Annotated in this window: 18 protein-coding genes and 1 tRNA gene; 11 read left to right on the top strand and 8 right to left on the bottom strand. The window is 72.9% G+C overall.

All coding sequences use genetic code 11. The features are described 5' to 3' along the window. Positions 1–9: 9 nt before the first annotated feature. Both dcd and ABZW30_RS00650 read right to left on the bottom strand, forming a co-directional pair. A complete protein-coding gene (gene dcd, locus ABZW30_RS00655; RefSeq protein WP_355668830.1) occupies positions 10–585 on the bottom strand; it encodes a dCTP deaminase in 576 nt (191 codons plus the stop codon). Between the two features lie 72 nt (positions 586–657). Further along, positions 658–879 carry a hypothetical protein gene (locus ABZW30_RS00650; protein ID WP_355668829.1) on the bottom strand — a complete coding sequence of 74 codons (222 nt, stop codon included), beginning with the start codon at positions 877–879 and terminating at the stop codon, positions 658–660. Between the two features lie 278 nt (positions 880–1,157). Between ABZW30_RS00650 and ABZW30_RS00645 the strand changes: the two genes are divergently transcribed. Then, positions 1,158–1,231, top strand: a tRNA-Gly gene (locus tag ABZW30_RS00645). Between the two features lie 67 nt (positions 1,232–1,298). On the opposite strand, the gene ABZW30_RS00640 is transcribed toward ABZW30_RS00645, so the two are convergent. Further along, positions 1,299–2,081 (bottom strand): alpha/beta hydrolase, encoded by a 783-nt coding sequence (locus ABZW30_RS00640; RefSeq protein WP_355668828.1) that lies wholly within the window; start codon positions 2,079–2,081, stop codon positions 1,299–1,301. Positions 2,082–2,289: 208 nt separating this feature from the next. Between ABZW30_RS00640 and ABZW30_RS00635 the strand changes: the two genes are divergently transcribed. After that, complete coding sequence (locus tag ABZW30_RS00635) at positions 2,290–2,850, top strand: hypothetical protein (protein ID WP_355668827.1); 561 nt, start codon at positions 2,290–2,292, stop codon at positions 2,848–2,850. A 457-nt stretch (positions 2,851–3,307) separates the two neighbouring features. Here ABZW30_RS00635 and ABZW30_RS00630 read toward each other — a convergent pair whose 3' ends face one another. After that, a complete protein-coding gene (locus ABZW30_RS00630) occupies positions 3,308–3,940 on the bottom strand; it encodes a response regulator transcription factor (RefSeq protein WP_355668826.1) in 633 nt (210 codons plus the stop codon). Next, positions 3,937–5,160, bottom strand: a complete 1,224-nt coding sequence (locus tag ABZW30_RS00625) for a sensor histidine kinase (RefSeq protein ID WP_355668825.1) — start codon at positions 5,158–5,160, stop codon at positions 3,937–3,939. The genes ABZW30_RS00630 and ABZW30_RS00625 overlap by 4 nt, the downstream gene beginning before the upstream one ends. A gap of 364 nt (positions 5,161–5,524) precedes the next feature. On the opposite strand from ABZW30_RS00625, the gene ABZW30_RS00620 reads away from it, so the two are divergent. The 7 genes from ABZW30_RS00620 (at position 5,525) to ABZW30_RS00590 (ending at position 12,169) form a co-directional block, all read left to right on the top strand. Continuing rightward, positions 5,525–6,082, top strand: a complete 558-nt coding sequence (locus tag ABZW30_RS00620) for a heme-binding protein (RefSeq protein WP_355668824.1) — start codon at positions 5,525–5,527, stop codon at positions 6,080–6,082. Between the two features lie 202 nt (positions 6,083–6,284). Further along, positions 6,285–6,710 carry a hypothetical protein gene (locus ABZW30_RS00615; RefSeq protein WP_355668823.1) on the top strand — a complete coding sequence of 142 codons (426 nt, stop codon included), beginning with the start codon at positions 6,285–6,287 and terminating at the stop codon, positions 6,708–6,710. Between the two features lie 126 nt (positions 6,711–6,836). After that, on the top strand, positions 6,837–7,724 hold the full coding sequence (locus ABZW30_RS00610) for an NAD(P)-dependent oxidoreductase (protein WP_355668822.1): 888 nt from the start codon (positions 6,837–6,839) through the stop codon (positions 7,722–7,724). Between the two features lie 95 nt (positions 7,725–7,819). Further along, positions 7,820–8,398: an NAD(P)H-dependent oxidoreductase gene (locus ABZW30_RS00605; protein WP_355668821.1), complete on the top strand. Its 579-nt coding sequence runs from the start codon at positions 7,820–7,822 to the stop codon at positions 8,396–8,398. Between the two features lie 354 nt (positions 8,399–8,752). Then, a complete protein-coding gene (locus tag ABZW30_RS00600; RefSeq protein ID WP_355668820.1) occupies positions 8,753–9,937 on the top strand; it encodes an LPXTG cell wall anchor domain-containing protein in 1,185 nt (394 codons plus the stop codon). Positions 9,938–10,072: 135 nt separating this feature from the next. Then, entirely contained in the window at positions 10,073–11,302 is a 1,230-nt protein-coding gene (locus tag ABZW30_RS00595; protein ID WP_355668819.1) for a hypothetical protein, read from the top strand. 90 nt (positions 11,303–11,392) lie between these two features. Further along, on the top strand, positions 11,393–12,169 hold the full coding sequence (locus ABZW30_RS00590) for a MerR family transcriptional regulator (RefSeq protein ID WP_355668818.1): 777 nt from the start codon (positions 11,393–11,395) through the stop codon (positions 12,167–12,169). Between the two features lie 23 nt (positions 12,170–12,192). On the opposite strand, the gene ABZW30_RS00585 is transcribed toward ABZW30_RS00590, so the two are convergent. Both ABZW30_RS00585 and ABZW30_RS00580 read right to left on the bottom strand, forming a co-directional pair. Beyond that, entirely contained in the window at positions 12,193–13,299 is a 1,107-nt protein-coding gene (locus ABZW30_RS00585) for a helix-turn-helix domain-containing protein (RefSeq protein WP_355668817.1), read from the bottom strand. Positions 13,300–13,397: 98 nt separating this feature from the next. Further along, on the bottom strand, positions 13,398–13,535 hold the full coding sequence (locus ABZW30_RS00580; protein WP_355668816.1) for a hypothetical protein: 138 nt from the start codon (positions 13,533–13,535) through the stop codon (positions 13,398–13,400). Here ABZW30_RS00580 and ABZW30_RS00575 point away from each other — a divergent pair. Together ABZW30_RS00575 and ABZW30_RS00570 are read left to right on the top strand one after the other, a co-directional pair. Then, complete coding sequence (locus tag ABZW30_RS00575) at positions 13,534–14,211, top strand: SigE family RNA polymerase sigma factor (protein WP_355668815.1); 678 nt, start codon at positions 13,534–13,536, stop codon at positions 14,209–14,211. The two genes, ABZW30_RS00580 and ABZW30_RS00575, sit on opposite strands and share 2 nt — an antisense overlap. Beyond that, positions 14,208–15,659 carry a hypothetical protein gene (locus ABZW30_RS00570; RefSeq protein ID WP_355668814.1) on the top strand — a complete coding sequence of 484 codons (1,452 nt, stop codon included), beginning with the start codon at positions 14,208–14,210 and terminating at the stop codon, positions 15,657–15,659. Before ABZW30_RS00575 ends, ABZW30_RS00570 begins: the two co-directional genes overlap by 4 nt. 55 nt (positions 15,660–15,714) lie before the next feature. Here the strand turns inward: ABZW30_RS00570 and ABZW30_RS00565 are convergent, their stop codons facing one another. Continuing rightward, positions 15,715–17,214, bottom strand: a complete 1,500-nt coding sequence (locus ABZW30_RS00565; protein ID WP_355668813.1) for an aminopeptidase P family protein — start codon at positions 17,212–17,214, stop codon at positions 15,715–15,717. Positions 17,215–17,262 lie beyond the last annotated feature (48 nt).

Raw genomic sequence — 17,262 nt, 5'->3', positions numbered from 1 at the left:
CCGCCGGGATCAGACCTCGCTGCGGTGGAAGTTCAGGTACGAGCGGGACGGCGTCGGGCCGCGCTGGCCCTGGTAGCGCGAGCCGTAGCGCTCGGAGCCGTACGGGTGCTCCGACGGCGAGGACAGCCGGAACAGGCAGAGCTGCCCGATCTTCATGCCCGGGTACAGCTTGATCGGCAGCGTCGCGACGTTCGACAGCTCCAGGGTCACGTGGCCGCTGAAGCCGGGGTCGATGAAGCCGGCCGTGGAGTGGGTGAGCAGGCCCAGCCGGCCCAGGCTCGACTTGCCCTCCAGCCGGGAGGCCACGTCCTCGGGCAGCGTGATGACCTCGTACGTCGAGGCCAGCACGAACTCGCCCGGGTGCAGGATGAACGCCTCGTCGCCGTCCGGCTCGACCAGCCGGGTCAGGTCCGGCTGCTCCTCGGAGGGGTCGATGTGCGGGTACTTGTGGTTCTCGAACACGCGGAAGAAGCGGTCGAGGCGCACGTCGATACTCGACGGCTGGATCATCGCCGGGTCGTACGGGTCGATGACGACCCGGCCCAGGTCGATTTCGGTCCGGATGTCCTTGTCAGAGAGCAGCACGGTTCGAGGTTACGTGCACGACAGGGCCCCGGACGAATCCGCCCGGGGCCCGTTACGTCCTTGCGACGGCCGTCAGGCCAGGAACTCCGCGGCCTCCATCCGCATCGCCTGCGCCAGTTGCGCCGTCGACAGCTCCCGCACGTCGGTCAGCACCGAGCTCCGGAGCCGTCCGCACTGCGGACAGCGGATCAACCGCCCGGGCCCGAGCCGCCCGGGACCGAGGTTCTGCATCGGGAACGTGGTGGTGCTGAACAGGTGCCCCTCGGCACAACGAACGACGGCGCGCTGCTCCATCGATCCCCTTCCCATCCCTAACCCAGTACTCACCCGTACTCATCGCGCCCCGGCGGCCAGGCCCCGGGACAGCGTCACATTAGGGGATGTTCCGGACATTCCACACCGTGGCTCGCCGCCCCGACCCCACGCCCACCGGAGCACTCGCACGCGGCCCAAACAGTACGCCTCCCGCCCACCCCGACCCGGCCCCGCCACGTCCTCGGGCCGACCGTGCGGCCACAGTCACGGATGGGGTACAGTGACACTGGATCGAGCGGTCTCTGACTGCTCATCAGGCGGGCGTAGTTTAATGGTAGAACATGAGCTTCCCAAGCTTAGAGCGCGAGTTCGATTCTCGTCGCCCGCTCCATATCGAAAGCCGCAGGTCTTGGACCTGCGGCTTTTTTGTTGTGCGCGCCCCGGTCCGGGAGGTCGGTTCAGCCGGCGTCGAAGAAGTCGCGGACGGTCTTGGTGAAGGCCTCGGGCTGTTCGGCGAGGACGATGTGGCCGGTGTCGAACTCGGCGTAGCCGCTGGTGGGGAGGGCGGCGTGGAGGCGGCGGGGGTTCTCGACCGGGACGGTGGCGTCCTGGGTGCAGCCGATCACCAGCGTGGGGGCCTGGACGCGGGGGAGGAGCGGGGTGAGGTCGAGGTCGAGGTCGAGGGCGATGTGGCGGAGGGTGCCGGGGGTCGGCCGCATGTAGGCGGTGTTGGCCTCGACGGCCGGGCGGCCGATGCGGTTGAGGAAGCCGCGGCTGAAGGCGGTGAGGGTGGCGTAGCGGCCGAAGGCCTCGGGGTGGTCGGCGAGGGAGAGCCAGGTGGCCAGGGAGAGCCGCAGGTACTCGTCCTCTTCGGCGCTGATCCAGCCGGCCGCGGCGACCAGGCGGCGGACCCGGTCGGGGTGCAGGGCGGCGGCCGCGGTGGCGACGACGGCGCCGAGTGAGAAGCCGAGGAGGTCGACGGGGCCGCGGCCGGCGTCCGCGATGACGGCGTTGACCTGCTCGGCGAGGGTCTCCAGGGTGAGCGGGGCGCCGTCGTCAACGGCGGCCTCGCTGCCGGAGAGGTCGGGCAGCAGCACGGTGTAGCGGTCGGTGAAGGAGTCCAGCAGGCCGTCCCACATGCCGGAGCCGGGGCCGGTGCCGTGGACCAGGACGAGGGTATCGGGGCCGTCGCCGACGACGCGGTAGGGGATGCGGGCGGTGCCGACGGTGATGGTGGGCATGGTGGGGTTCCTCCTGGTCCGATCCGGCGCGGCCGGTGTCTCGATGAGAAGTAAACTACACGGTGCAGATTAGTGATTCAACTGCACCGTGTAGTGTAATTGGGGGTGGAGGAACGGTGCGGGGCGGAACTGTCCGTGCCCGGCCGCCGTCCAAGCAGTGACGGAATGCCTGCCCGGGTTGAACGCCGGGAGGAGTACGGAGGGCCCAGTGCAGTCAGGTGGTGCCGAACTGAACCTCGGATTCCCGGGCGGTTGCCGCGACGGCTCCCCGGCCGCGCCCGCCTGGTGGCCGGCGCTGACTCCGGAGGTGACGGTCGATCAACTGGATGCGGCGGAGCGCTGCGAGGCGCTGCTTCGGGAAACCGTGGGCGCCGTCCGGCCTGCGCCGGTCTGGCGGGAGGTGGCGCCCAGGACAGGTGTGCGGCTGCCGCTGCCGGGGCGGGAGTCGGAGTCGCACTGGTACGTCACCCGGGGGCGGGATCTGCTCACCCTCGTATCGCCTTGCCGCCAGGGGGAGTTGGTGGCAGTGGTGGAGCGTCACTGGCGCCGACGGGGATGGACGATCACCTCGCTGAACGTCGGGCGGGATCGGCCGGGGGTGGCCGCCGTCACTGGGGACGGTTATCAACTGGTGCTGGGCGTCGGCGAGTTCGGTGAGATCACGCTGACCGCGGGTTCGCCCGGGGCGGCCTGCCCGCAGCGGTGGGCGACCGGCGAAGTCGCGTCGCTGCCGAATGTGCACTGCCCGTACTGGAGTGCCCTGATGTGAGGTGGGGACTTCCGGGGGAGGCGTGGAGCGAGTCCCCCCGGACCCGCTCCACGCCGCCTCGTTGCGCGGCTTCGGCGTTGCCGCTCCCCCCGACACCCCGGCAAGTCCCGCCGTTCCCCCCTGGCAACGCCCTCCGGCGAGAGCGGTCCGCACAGACCCCGGCGAGCCCCCACCTCCGGGGACGTCGTTGGTCTCACGCTAACAAACCGCGTGGTTGGTTTGTCAATAGTGGGATCCACGAAAAATCCACAATCGTGATGACGGGCTCCAGCCGTTCCGATAGGCGCTCTACCAGGCAGTTGTGGGCGCGTCAGGGTGGCGTACGGCCGCAGTGCGCGCCCCGGGCGTAGGCCCGGTGTGCAGAGCGCGGTGCTTGGAATCCGACATTCCGAGCATCATGGCAGCACACAGCGGCACCGCGCGAATGCCCAGCGCAGCCACCGGCCGTACCGGCCGCTCAGCGCAGCAGCCGGCGCTCCTTGGCCACCGCCACCGCGCCGGCCCGGGTGTCCACGCCCAACTTGTCGTAGATGCGCCCCAGGTGGGTCTTCACCGTCGCCTCGCTGATGAACAGCGCCCGCGCGATCTCCCGGTTGCCCAGGCCCTGCGCCAGCTGTTCGAGGATGTCCTGCTCACGCTCGGTGAGCTGCGGCGCGGGCGCCCGCATCTGCGCCATCACCCGGGAGGCGACCGGCGGCGAGAGCGCCGTCCGGCCCTGGGCGGCCGCGTGGACGGCGGCGAACAGCTCCTCCGGCCGTTCGGCCTTCAGCAGGTAGCCGGTGGCGCCCGCGGCGATCGCCCGGGTGATGTCGGCGTCGGTGTCGTAGGTGGTGAGCACCAGGACGTGCGGCCCGCCCGGGGCGGCGGTGATCCGCCGGGTGGCCTCCACGCCGTCGATGCCGTCGCCGAGCTGGAGGTCCATCAGCACGACCTGCGGCGCCAGCTTGGCGGCCAGCGCGACGGCCTCCTCCCCGGTGCTCGCCTCGCCGACCACCTCGATGTCGCCCGCGCTGGCGAGCAGCGCCAGCAGTCCGGCCCGGACCACCGCGTGGTCGTCGCAGACCAGCAGGCGGACGGGGGGTGCGTTCATCGGTGCTCCAGGGGGATCGCGGCGGAGACGACGGTGCCCTCGCCGGGGGTGCTCTCCACGGTCAGCCTGCCACCCAGCTGTCGCAGCCGGGCTCGCATCGCCGGCAGGCCGTACCCGCGCCCGCCACCGGAGCCGGCCGTCGCGGGGTCGAAGCCCTGCCCGTCGTCCGCGATGTCCAAGACCGCCTGGTCGCCCAGGAAGGACAGGGTGATCGCCGCCGCCGAGGCCCAGGCGTGCTCACGGACGTTGGCCAGCGCGCCCTGGGCGATCCGCAGCAGCGCGGACTGTGCGGCCGCGGGCAGCGGGACGGGCGAGCCGTCCAGGTGGAAGCGGACCGGCAGCCCGCTCTCGGCGGACTCCCGCTCGGCCAGCGCCCGCAGCGCCCGGTCGAGGGCGCGGCCGTCGGCCAGCTCGGCCGGGGCGAGGTCGTGGACGAAACGGCGGGCCTCGGCCAGGTTCCGGCCGGCCACCTCGGCGGCGGTGCGGACATGGGTGCGGGCGGTCGCCGGGTCGGCGTCCCAGGTGCGCTCGGCGGCCTGCAGCAGCATCTGCTGGCTGGACAGGCCCTGCGCCAGGGTGTCGTGGATCTCCATCGCCAGCCGCCCGCGCTCGGCGAGGGTGCCCTCCCGCCGTTCGGTGGCGGCGAGTTCGCGCCGGGTGCGGACCAGGTCGGCGATCAGCGCCCGCTGCCGGGCGGCCTGCCGGGCCATGAACAGGAACACACCGGTGGCCAGCGCGGCCACCGAGGGCGGCAGCAGCACGAGGGTGGCGTCCGCCCCGCCGGGCAGTCGGATCTCGGCGATCACCACCAGCAGCGTCAGCGCCGCCACCAACGGGATCGCCGCCTTCGCGGGCAGCGCCCGCAGCGCGGTGTAGATCAGCGGGACGGCGCACCAGGCGAAGCTCGGCGCGAGCAGCACCAGCACCACCCAGAGCGCGACCACCAGCGCCAACGGCCACCGGCGCGGACGGCCCGGCGCTGCCGGGTGGCAGTGGTCGAGCCAGGAGGCGGCCGGCTGGGCGACGGCCAGGACGGCGCTCAGCCCGATCACCCAGGGGATCCAGGGGCTCCCGGCGTGGTGGGTGAGGAAGCGGCTGAGCGAGGCGGCGAGCAGCAGCAGGAAGGCGGAGTCCAGCAGCAACGCCAGCCGGCCCGCGTCCGGGTCCCCGGCGTCGCGCCCGCCGACGGGCCGGTCGGCGGACGGGCGGGGTTGCTGCACGGGTGGCTCCTGGCAGTACTCGGCACGTGGTGCGTGGTGCGTGGTGCGCGGGCTTCGGCGCGCGGTGCGCGCTGCTCGGCGCGCCCCACTCGGTGCACGGTGCCAGCGCTCGGCGCGCTGACCTGCACCGATCCCTCGATGGTGACCTGTCCGGCCCGGTCCCGCATCAGCCGATCGGTTGACGGCGCCGTCCCCCATCATGCCCGGACGGTCCCGCCGGAACGTCGATGCCGCGCGCCCGGATCCGGCCGGAGGATCGAAGCGGAGCCGGGCGGTCCCCCCCGCCGTCCGGCCCCGAATCCGCCGCGCGGCCCGATCCGCCGCGCAGTCCGCAGACCCCGCAGATCCGTCGAGGAGCTGGACCATGAAGAAGACCTCCGTGCGCACCCGGGTGCTGACCGGCACCGTCGCCGTCGCCGCGCTCGCCGCCGGTGTGGGCGCCGTCTCGGCCAGCGCCGAGACCACCGAGACCCCGGCCGCGCCGGCCGCCGTCAAGGCCGACACCCAGAACAAGGACCTGGCCCAGACCACCGGTCTGACCATCGACGCCGCCACCCGCGCCGCCCAGGCCGCCCTGGACGCGGCCACCAAGGCCGGCCAGCACGTCTCGGTGGCCGTGGTCGACCGTGACGGCGTCACCCGGGTCCTGCTCAAGGGCGACGGTGCCGGCCCGCAGGCCCCGGAGTCGGCCGAGCGCAAGGCCTTCACCGCGGTCTCCTGGAACGCCCCGACCTCGGAGCTGGCCAAGCGCCTCGCCCAGGCCCCGAACCTGAAGGACATCCCGGGCACGCTGTTCCTGGCCGGCGGCGCCCCGGTGCAGGCCAAGGGCGCCCCGGTCGCCGGCATCGGCGTCGCGGGCGCGCCCAGCGGAGACCTGGACGAGCAGTTCGCACAGGCCGGCGTCGCCGCCCTGGCGAAATGACGCACCCCGGCGTCGCCCTGGTGAGGTGACGCACCCGGTCGGTCGGCCTGCCCGCACGGGCGACCGGCCGGCCGCTTCGCGTCCCGGGCCGGGCGCCGGGGTGTCCTCGTTCGGGTGAACACGGGGAGGGTCGTCGCAGAACAGGCGGTGACCCTTTGAAAAGCCGGTGTCGTTGTCAGTGCCGCGTGGCAGGCTTCCCGGTATGACGGCGTGGACCCTCAACGACATCGAACGTGCGATCCGCTCCTCCTGGGGTGTCGACACCTGTGCGCCCGAGGACCTGGCCCACTGGCGTCCCGACAATCCCGCCCGCGGCCAGTGCGGAGTGACGGCGCTCGTGGTGAACGACCTGCTCGGCGGCGAGCTGATGATGGGCGAGGTGCACGTCGACGGGGTCCGGACGGACCTCCACTGGTGGAACCGCTTCGCCACCGGCTTCGAGATCGACCTCACCCGCGAACAGTTCGGGCCGGACGAGCTGGTCGGCCCCGGCCGCCCGGTCGCCCGGCCGGCCCGCCCCGGCCGGCTCCAGGCCCAGTACGAGCTGCTGCGCCACCGTGTGGTCACCGAGCTGGAGCGCGGGGCCGCCGCCAACCGCAGCCCCCGGCGGGCGCGCGTCTGCGCCTGACGGCTCGGGCGACCGACCGCTCCGGAACCGAGCCACCCCGGCGCCGCGCCGACCCTGACGTACAGTCAGTCGTGAGCGACGGTCGGCCGTGAACGGGCGGTCGGCTACGGCGACGGGAGTGCGCGGATGACGGGGACGGCGACGGTCGGCTTCGTGGGGCTTGGCGCGATGGGGCAGGGCATGGCCGGCAGCCTGCTGCGGGCCGGCCACACCGTACGGGTCTGGAACCGCTCGCCCGAGCCGGTGGCCGCCCTGGTGGCCCAGGGCGCGGAGGCGGCCGACACGCCCGCCGAGGCCTTCGCCGCCGACACGGTGGTCTCCATGCTGGCCAACGACGAGGCGGTCGAGCGACTGCTGCTCGACCCCGGGCTGCTGGCGGGCGCGAACGCGACCCTGCACGTCAACATGGCCACCGTCTCGCTGGCGCTCGCCGAACGCGCGGAGGCGCTGCACGCCGAGCACGGCATCGGCTACGTCGCCGCGCCCGTCCTCGGCCGGCCCCCGGTCGCGGCGGCGGGCCGGCTCAACATCCTGGCCGCGGGCGCGCCGGAGCTGCTGGAGCGGGCCGAGCCCCTGTTCGCCGCGATGGGCGAGCGCGTCTGGCGGTTCGGAGACAGCCCCCGGCAGGCCAACACCGCCAAGATCGGTGCCAACTTCCTGCTGGCCTGCGCGATCGAGTCGATGGCCGAGGCGTGCAGCCTGGCCGAGGCGCACGGGGTGCGGGCCGCTGACCTGGTCGAGATGCTCACCAGCACGCTCTTCCCCGGGCCGGTCTACTCCGGATACGGCGCGATGGTCGCCGAACGCCGCTACGAGCCGGCCGGGTTCCGGCTGCCGCTCGGCCTCAAGGACGTCGGCCTGGCCCTGGCGGCCGGGGCCGAGCGCAACGTCCCGTTGCCGTTCGGCGGCATCCTGCGGGACGCCTTCCTGGACGCGCTGGCCCACGGCGACGGGGACAAGGACTGGGCCGCCGTCGCCGAGGTCGCCCGCCGCCGGGCCGGACTGGCGGACTGACCCACCTGCGGCTTTCCGGGGCGCGGGCGCGGAATAACCGGCGCGCGGCGGGTGCTCGCACCTCCGTCCGCAGCACCCGACCGGGGGAGTCACCCATGGCCGACCAGCCGTCCGGCGCCGAAGCGCCGCGCCGGTTCCTGTTCCTCGACGCCAGCGCACGCGTCGACGGCAACTCCGGGCAACTCGCCCGGCTGGCCGCCGAGTCGAGCCTGCCGGCCGGCGCGGAGCAGCACTGGCTGCGGCTCGCCGACCACCCGCTGCCGCCCTTCCAGGACCTGCGGCACACCGGCGACGGCCGCTACCCCGAGCCGGCCGGTCATGAGCGGACCCTGCTGGAGGCCACCCTCGCGGCCACCGACCTGGTCTTCGTCGCGCCGCTGTACTGGTACTCGCTGCCCACCGCCGCCAAGCTCTACCTCGACCACTGGTCGGCCTGGCTCCGGGTGCCCGGAGTGGACTTCCGCGCCCGGATGCGCGGCGGCACCGTCTGGGGCGTCACCGCCCTGGCCGCCGAGGAGGACAAGGCCGAGCCGCTGATCGGCGCGCTCCGGCTGACCGCCGAGTACATGGGAATGCGCTGGGGCGGCGCGCTGCTCGGCAACGGCACCCGGCCGGGGGACGTCCTGCGCGACGAGCGGGCGCTGATCGCGGCCAAGTCCTTCTTCGCGGACTGACCTTCCCGCGGCGGCCGCGGGCCGAGCTTCCCGCGGCCGTCACGGGCCGAGCTTCCCGCTGCCCCCGCGGAGTGACGCATTCACGCCATCCCGTCCGTGCGGTACTGTCCTCCGGGCGTGTACCCGTCACCCCGTGGCCATCTCTTGGCGAAACGCAAAAGCCCTATGGATGGACGGAGTTGGACGATTCGGGCGCCCTCGGGCCGGACGCGGGTCACAGCACGGCACCTGCCTTCCGAAGTGGCCGGATCGTTCGGTACTCTCCGTCGGACTTTCAGCTTCGCGGGGGGTTCGCGGCGTCTCCGGCCGCCCCCTCGCGCCCGGGCCTCGCCCGGACACTTCCGTGAGGTCTCCTTGTCCATACGTCGCAGTCTTGCCCTTGCCGGCGCCGCCGCGCTCGCGTCCTCGCTCGTGCTGGCCGGCGCCCAGGGCGCCATGGCCGTCGGCGCCACCGGCACCCCGTCCGCCGCCGCCCAGGCCGAGAAGGCGGGCCACCAGAACCTCGACCTCTCGGTGCGCGGTGTTCCCGGAACCTTCATCGCCGGTGGTGACGCCCGCGAGTTCACCTACCGGATCGACAACTCGACGAAGACCGACTTCGTCGCCTTCCCGCTGCTGAAGTTCAAGAACAAGGCGGGCTCGCTCAAGGCGAAGGACTTCAAGCTCGAGTACCAGCTGCCGGCGTCGCTGCCCGGCGGCGGTACCTGGAAGACCGCCGTCATCGCCCCCGGTGGCGGTGACGGCGACGACAGCGCCGTGCTGATGTTCCTCGGCGACGTGACCGACGGCGGCGACGCCGCCGACGACGCGCTGCTCTTCCTCGCCCAGGGCAAGAGCCTCGACATCAAGGTGCGCGCCTCCTTCACCAAGGACGCCCCGCTGGGCAAGGCCGGTGTCGTGCCGGTGGTCTTCTCCGCCGACGCCAACGACGGGAACGACCACGGCGGCTTCAGCTGCGACGGGATCAAGGGCGCCGGCTTCACCATCAAGGCCGGCGGCGGCAAGCCCAGCCCGACCCCCACCCCGACCAAGACCGGCAAGCCGACCCCGACCGCGAGCGGCTCGCCCACGGCCGGCCACACGCCGACCTCCAGCGCGTCGCCGACCGCCACCGCCACCGCCACGGCCACGGCCACCGCGACGGCCACCGCCACCGCGACGACCACCGCGACCCCCACCACCGAGCCGACGACGCCGACGAAGGCGCCGACCACCCCGGCCACCGGCACCGCGTCGCCCTCCGCCTCGACGTCCGACTCCGGCGCGACCAGCGCCCCGGTCCCGTCCGGCGGCAGCAGCACCGACGCCCCGCAGCCGATCGACTTCCCGGTCCAGAACCCGACCGTCACCCCGCCGAAGATCACCCTGGGCGGTGTCACCAAGGCCAAGACCGCCGCGGCCAACGCGGACAAGTCCCTCGCCACCACCGGTGGCGGTGATCACACCACCGCGATCGCGGCCGCCGGCGGCGCCGTCCTGGTCGCCGGTGTCGGCACCCTCGTGGTGCTGCGTCGTCGCAAGTCGGGCCAGCAGAGCTGACCCCTGGGGGTTTGCGAGTACCGCCCGCGTGGCCCGGCCGTCCGTTCGAACGGATGGCCGGGCGGCACGGGCGGTACTTCTCCGTCACATAGGATGTCCGGCCGGAGGGGGGCGGAACGGCGGGGAGAGGGACAGGTGCGGGTAGTACGCACGGCACAGGCCACCACCGACTACGAAGCTGCGACCGGGCGGATCGCGGGACTCCCGCTCCGCAGGCACCACGTCCTGCTGACCGCCTGGACGATCCTCTGGTTCTTCCTGGTCGAGCCCAGCGGCGGGTTCTCCTGGCACTACCTGCGCCAGGGCGAGCAGCTGCTCTTCAGCCACCAGGCCGACGGCGGCCTCTCGCTCTACGCCCACCACCCCGAGCTGCAGATCGGCCCGGTGAGCCTGGCGGCCGCCAGACTCACGGCACCGTTCCCACCGCACATCGGCCAGCTGGTCGCCGAGGCGGTGAGCGCCGGCCTCGGCCTGGTGATGCTGGTCCTGATCGGCCGCGCCGCCGCCCTGTACTACCTGGGCACCGGCACCAACCACCGTCGCCTCCAGCAGCGCCTACTGATCGCCGGACTGGCGTTCATCCCGATGTGGGTCGAGGTCTCGGTCCGCTTCGCGCACCTGGACGACGTCCTCGCCCTCTTCTTCACCACCCTCGCCGCGCACGCCCTGGCCCGTGGCAAGCCCGTCCAGGTCGCGATCTTCCTGGCGCTGGCGGTGGACTCCAAGCCCTGGGCGATCGCCTTCGCCCCGCTGATCCTGGCCCTGCCCCGGCCCGCCTGGCTGCGCACCGCGATCTGGTTCTGCGTCCTGGTGGCCGTCGCCTGGCTGCCGTTCTACCTGGGCAACCTGGACACCATGGCGGCCGCCAAGTTCACCATCCCGAACCAGCCGGCCTCCGCGCTGCGCTGGTTCGGGGTCACCGACCCCGCCACTCCCTGGTGGGACCGCCCGACCCAGTTCGCGCTCGGCATCGGCCTCGGCTGCGTCGCCGTCTGGCGCGGCCGCTGGCCGGCCGTGGTGCTGCTCGGTGCGGACGCCCGGATCCTGCTCGACCCCAGCGTCTACACGTACTACACGGCCTCGATCCTGCTCGGCACCCTGCTCTGGGACGCGGTCGGGCAGAAGCGGCTGGTCCCGTGGTGGAGCTGGATCGCGCTGGCCGCGCTGTACGGCGGCACGCTGTTGCTGCCGTCCGACTCGGCCCGCGGCTTCGTCCGGCTCGCCTTCGTGGTGGTCTCCGCCGGGTACGTGCTGCTCTGGCCGACCCAGCAGACCCGCCGGCCGCGGCCCCCGGCCCAGGGCGGCGACGGGCGCCGCCGGAGCGCCCGGCGGCGCGAGCGGGACCTGGTCGGCGCCGACGCCTGAGGCCCTCCGCGCCCACGGCTCGACCCTGTGGCTTGACCCTCACGCGACGTGAGAGCGGAGGGTCGTGGTCAGCACCAGGGAGGAACCCGGATGAACGAGAACGAGGGCCACTCGGTCGGCGCCGTGGCGAAGATCGCCAAGGTGACCGTCCGCACCCTGCACCACTACGACGAGATCGGCCTGCTGTCCCCCGCGGGCCGCACCCGGGCCGGCTACCGCCGGTACGTGGACGCCGACCTCGACCGGTTGCAGCAGATCCTGTTCTACCGCGAGCTCGAATTCCCCCTGGAGGAGATCGCGGCGATCCTGGACGACGACTCGGTCAGCCCGAGCGAGCACCTCCGACGGCAGCACCGACTGCTGACCGACCGGATCAGGCACCTCCAGGAACTCGCCACCGCCGTCGAACAGGCCATGGAGGCACGCAGGATGGGCATTCAGCTGACCCCGGAGGAGAAGTTCGAGATCTTCGGCGAGGGCTACCAGGAGGAGTGGGAGCAGGAGGCCGAGCAGCGCTGGGGCGACACCGAGGCCTGGGCCGAGTCCCAGCGCCGCACCGGCGGCTACACCAAGGCCGACTGGCAGCGCATCCAGGAGGAGATGACCGGGCTCAACAACAGCCTGGTCGAGGCGCTCACCGCCGGCGAGCCCGCCGACGGCACCGCCGCGATGGACCTCGCCGAGGCCCACCGGCAGCACATCTGCCAGAACTTCTACGACTGCACGTTCACCATCCACCGCGGCCTGGCGCGTCTGTACGTCTCGGACCCGCGCTGGACCACCACCTACGAGAACCTCGCCCCCGGCCTGGCGCAGTGGCTGCACGACGCCATCCTCGCCAACGCCGACCGGAACGAGAAGGCGTAACCGCCGCCGCGGGGAACCGGCGGCTACGCCACCCCGCGCCCGAAGGAGCGCCGGTAGGCGGTCGGCGAGGTGCGCATCACCCGACCGAAGTGGTGGCGGAAGGTCGCCGCGCTCTCGAAGCCGACCGCCGCGGCGATCTCCTCCACCGTCCCGTCCGGGGACTCCAACAGCGGCAGACTGGCCGCGATGCGCTGGGTGACGACCCAGCGCATCGGGCTGGTGCCGTTGCGCGCGGTGAAGTGCCGCAGGTACGAGCGGTCCGACATCCGGGCCGCGCGGGCCAGCACCGAGACGGTCAGCGGGTCGGCCAGGTGGTCCAGCGCCCACTGCATGCTGCGGGCGACACCGTCGTCCTCCTCCTCGACCGGCCGGACCGCCGCCTCGATGAACTGCGCCTGCCCGCCGTCCCGGTGCGGCGCCACCACGAAGCGCCGGGCCACGCTGTTGGCCACCTTGGCGCCGTGGTCCCGCCGGACCAGGTGCAGGCACAGATCGATCCCGGCCGCACTGCCCGCGCTGGTGAGCACGTCGCCGTTGTCCACGTACAGCACGTCCGGGTTGACCCGCACCTTCGGGTAGCGCTGCTGGAGCAGTTCGGCGTACCGCCAGTGGGTGGTCGCCTCCCGGCCGTCCAGCAACCCGGCGGCGGCCAGTGCGAAGGCGCCCGAGCAGATCGACACGATCCGGGCGCCGCGCTCGTGCGCTGTCCGCAGCGCCTCGACCAGTTCGGGGGACACTCCCCCAGCCTGGCGGCCGGGAGGTGCCCCCACACCGCTGAAGGCGTTGCGAACCCCCGGGACCACCACGGTGTCGGCGGCCGCCAGATCGTCCAACCCGTGCTTGGCGGTCAGCGCGAAGCCGCCCACCGCGTCCAGCTCCGTACCTGGCCGGTCGGCGCACACCTTCAGTCCGTACCAGGGCGCGGCCAGCAGGCCGCCCAGCTCGGGCCGCGCCAACCCGAACACCTCGACCACCACCCCGAGTTCGAACGGCGCCATGCCCTCGAAGGCGTACACCGCGACATCGTGCACGGGCTCCGGGCGCCGGCCGATGACGACGGCCACCGGGCGCGGTCGCACGCCCGTGCCGGTGCCCGCGCCTCCCGCGCTCCCGACGTTCTGCTCGGTCATGCGAACCCCCTGCTCACGGGTGGCGGAAATCCCGGTGAGTGTAGCTGCCTCGGCCACCCCGGAACTTTCCGCGAATCCCCCTGCAACCTCCACGCCCGTCACACGTCCATTGCTACGGGGGTGGAGAGAACCGGGCCGAGGGCGGCTGCGAGGATCTCCCCGATCACGATCTTGATCAGGTGACCTGACGGTCCGGCGAACGCCGCCACCGTCCCGGGGGAAAGCAGACCGCACATGTCCATGGCCATCGGGCCGATCGCCGTGCCGGTGGGGCGGCGCGGCTTCTCCGTCCGCGGAGTGGTCGCCGCGCTGTTCGGCGCGCAGGAGGCCGGCGAGCCGAACACCGGTCCCACCTCCGACCAGCAGGCGGTCCAGCGCCGCTCCGGCTTCCGGCTGCTGCGCGGCGGCCGCAAGCCCGCGGAGGACCGGCCCACCCTGACCGACCTGTACCACGCCCACCGGCTGGGCCTGGTGCGGATGGCCGTGCTCCTGGTGGACCACCAGGATCTGGCCGAGGACGTCGTGCAGGAAGCTTTCACCCAGCTCTACCAGCGCCACGGCGAGAACCTGGACGACCTCGACAACGCCCTCGGGTATCTGCGGACCTCGGTGGTCAACGGTGCCCGCTCGATGCTGCGCCGCCGCAAGACCGCCAGGGAGTACGTGCCCCCGCACGAGGCGGACGCCCCCTCCGCCGAGGACCACGCGGTGCTCAACGACGAGCACCGGCGAGTCCTCGTCGCCCTGCAGGAGTTGACCCCACGCCAGCGTGAGGTGCTGGTGCTGCGCTACTGGTCCGACATGTCGGAGGCGCAGATAGCCGAGACCCTGGGACTCTCCCGGGGCGCCGTGAAGTCCACCGCCAGCCGGGCCCTGGACGCCTTGGAAAAGCACCTGGAGAAGGTTCGATGACCGACAAGCTCCCCCGCCCGGGCGGCGGTGACGGCGACGGGCCGGCCGAGACCCCGACGGAACGGCTGCTCCGCGAGGCGATGAACGCCCGAGCGTCCGTGATCACCGCGCACGACCTGCGCCCGGCCGCGCCCCCGAAGACCCGCGTGCGCAGGCTCCGCCCGGTGTACCTGACCACCGCGCCGATCCTCGCCCTGGCCGCGTCCGTGGCGATCGGCGTGTTCGCCTTCCACGGCGACCCGGTGGCCAAGCAGGACGTCCCCCCGCCCCCGGCCGCCGGCGTCACCACCTCCCCGAGCCCGACGGCCACCCCCACGCCGACGGCCACCCCCACGTCGACGGCCACCCCCACCGACACCGGAACCCCGACCGGTGACGCGGAGACGGACGTCCCGCTGGCCGACGTCACCCCGAGTTCGACCCGGACTCCTACCGGTGCTCCGGCCGGCCCGGCGACCTCGTACAGCTTCCGGGGCGTCAAGTTCAAGGTGCCGGCCGGCTGGAAGGTCGCGTCGCCGAGGGCCTTGGACAACCGGGTCTGCGTTCTGAGCCCGGGCGCGCCGACGAGCCCGCAGCAGAACTGGTCGCCGGACAGCTGCGCGCCGTACGGCGTTCTGGTCACGGTCTACAACTCCCCGGACGAGAGCCAGGGCGGTGCCTGGCCGACGACCGCCGACATGGACAGCGGTGCCGGCTGGTCGCACCAGGGCAACTGCCCGGTCTGGGGCAGCCCCCGCGCGCCGGCCATGGGTGAACCGAACAGTGTCGGTCCGACGAAGAGCACGGTCACCGTGGCGGGTCGTTCCGCGGTCAAGTCGCAGTGGCAGGGGACCTGCGGTCAGGACTCCTTCACGGCCCAGATGTGGGGCCTGCCCAAGGATCAGGTGTTCGTCACGGCGGCGGGCCTGAAGGACGACTACCAAGCGGGCCTGGCGTCGATCGTCGGCAGCCTGGACGTCAGCGGCCATCAGGCCCCGTCCTCGGACGCCAACAAGGCCGACATCACGGTCGGCTTCGACGGCCTTGCGGACGGCCAGCAGCTGACGGCGGGAAGCTCCGTCGTCACCTTCTCGGTGACCTTCCGGAACACCGGTCAGAACACCTACAGCCAGCTGCAGCCGTTGGTCATCACGGACTTCTACCCGGGTTCGCCGCCGGCGTCCGTCGTGCAGGAGCCCAACGACGGCAAGCTGGAGCGTCAGGACGGCGGCACCTGGAAGCAGGTGGCGATGTCGCCGGGGTCCGGCATGGATTACGCGATGGCCGATCCCGCGTCGCTGTTCTCCTTGGCCCCGGGGCAGAGCAAGAAGGTCACCTACCGGATGACGTTGGGCGCCGGAAACGGCCCCGGGAACATGCCGGTGAAGGCCCAGGTGATGCTTCCCTACAGTGGCAGCAAGATAACCCTGCTCGGCGAGAAGGACATCGCCGTGAAGGTCACCAAGTAACGCCGAAGGGCCCGGCCTCCCCACCACGGGGAGGCCGGGCCCTTCACCGTTCGGCTCAGGCGAGCGAGGCCATCCAGGCCTCGACGTCCTCGGAGCGGCGCGGCAGCCCCGCCGAGAGGTTCTCGTTGCCCTCGGCCGTGACCAGGATGTCGTCCTCGATCCGGACGCCGATGCCGCGGTACTCCTCCGGCACGGTCAGGTCGTCCTGCTGGAAGTACAGGCCGGGCTCGACGGTGAGCACCATGCCGGGCACCAGCAGGGCGTCGACGTGCTCCTCGCGGCGCGAGTGGGCGCAGTCGTGGACGTCCAGGCCGAGCATGTGGCCGGTGCCGTGCAGGGTCCAGCGGCGCTGCAGGCCGAGCTCCAGGACCTTCTCGGCGTCGTACGCCGAGGCGTCCAGCAGGCCCCAGGCGAGCAGGCGCTCGGCGAGGACGCGCTGCGAGGCCTCGTGGAAGTCGCGGAAGCGGGCGCCCGGCTTGACCGCGGCGATGCCGGCCTCCTGGGCGTCGTACACCGCGTCGTAGATCTTCCGCTGCAGCTCGTCGAAGCCGCCGTTGATCGGCAGGGTGCGGGTGACGTCGGCGGTGTAGAGGGTGTGGGTCTCCACGCCGGCGTCCAGCAGCAGCAGCTCGCCGGGGCGCACGTCGCCGTCGTTGCGGACCCAGTGCAGGGTGGTGGCGTGCGGGCCGGCCGCGGCGATGGTGCCGTAGCCGACGTCGTTGCCCTCGACGCGGGCGCGGCGCCAGAAGGTGCCCTCGATCCAGCGCTCCGAGGTGGCGACGGCCTGGCCGAGCTCGCGGACCACGTCGGTGAAGCCGTTGACGGTGGCGTCGCAGGCGGCGCGCAGCTCGCCGATCTCCCACTCGTCCTTGACCAGCCGCAGGCCGCTCAGGAACTCCTTGAACTCGGCGTCCTTGTCGGCGTCCAGCACCTCGGCCAGCGCGGCCTCCAGGCCGGCGTCGTAGCCGCGGACGATGCGGGTCGGCACGGTGGAGTCCTTGGCCTGCTCGGCCAGCTCCTCGGCGGCCTTGCGGACGTCGCGCGCGGGCAGGCCGAGCAGCTGCTCCTGCTCGCCCAGGCTGTGCCGGCGGCCGACCCACAGCTCGCCGTAGCCGTCCAGCCAGAACTCGCCGTTCTCGCGGTCGGAGCGGGGCAGCAGGTAGAGGGCGAACTCGTGGCCGGTCGCGCCGGTCGGCTCGGCGACCAGCACCGCGTCCTCGGTCTGGTCACCGGTGAGGTGCACGTACTCGCTGCCGGCGCGGAAGCTGTAGTCGGTGTCGTTGGAGCGAACCCGCAGGTTGCCGGCCGGGACGACCAGGCGCTCGCCGGGGAAGGCGGCGGAGAGCTTGGCGCGGCGCTCGGCCGCGTACGGGGCCTGGGCGATCGGGGCGAGGCCGTGCAGCTCGGTGTCGGCCCAGCCGGACTTCATCGAGGTGGACAGCTCGTCCGAGATCTCGCCGTAGAGGCCGTTCTTGCGGCCCTTGAACTGCTGCGGCTCCTCGCCGCCCTCGGCCTCGGGGTTCTCGGCCACCGCGGGGGTCCGGTCCTCGGTCACGTGCAACGCCTCCTTGGGGGTGGTACCGCCGCCCTCGGGGGAGGTGTC

The sequence above is a fragment of the Kitasatospora sp. NPDC004669 genome, from assembly GCF_040609455.1.
In the GTDB taxonomy this organism is placed as follows: domain Bacteria; phylum Actinomycetota; class Actinomycetes; order Streptomycetales; family Streptomycetaceae; genus Kitasatospora.
This window is presented reverse-complemented; position numbering and strand designations above follow the sequence as displayed.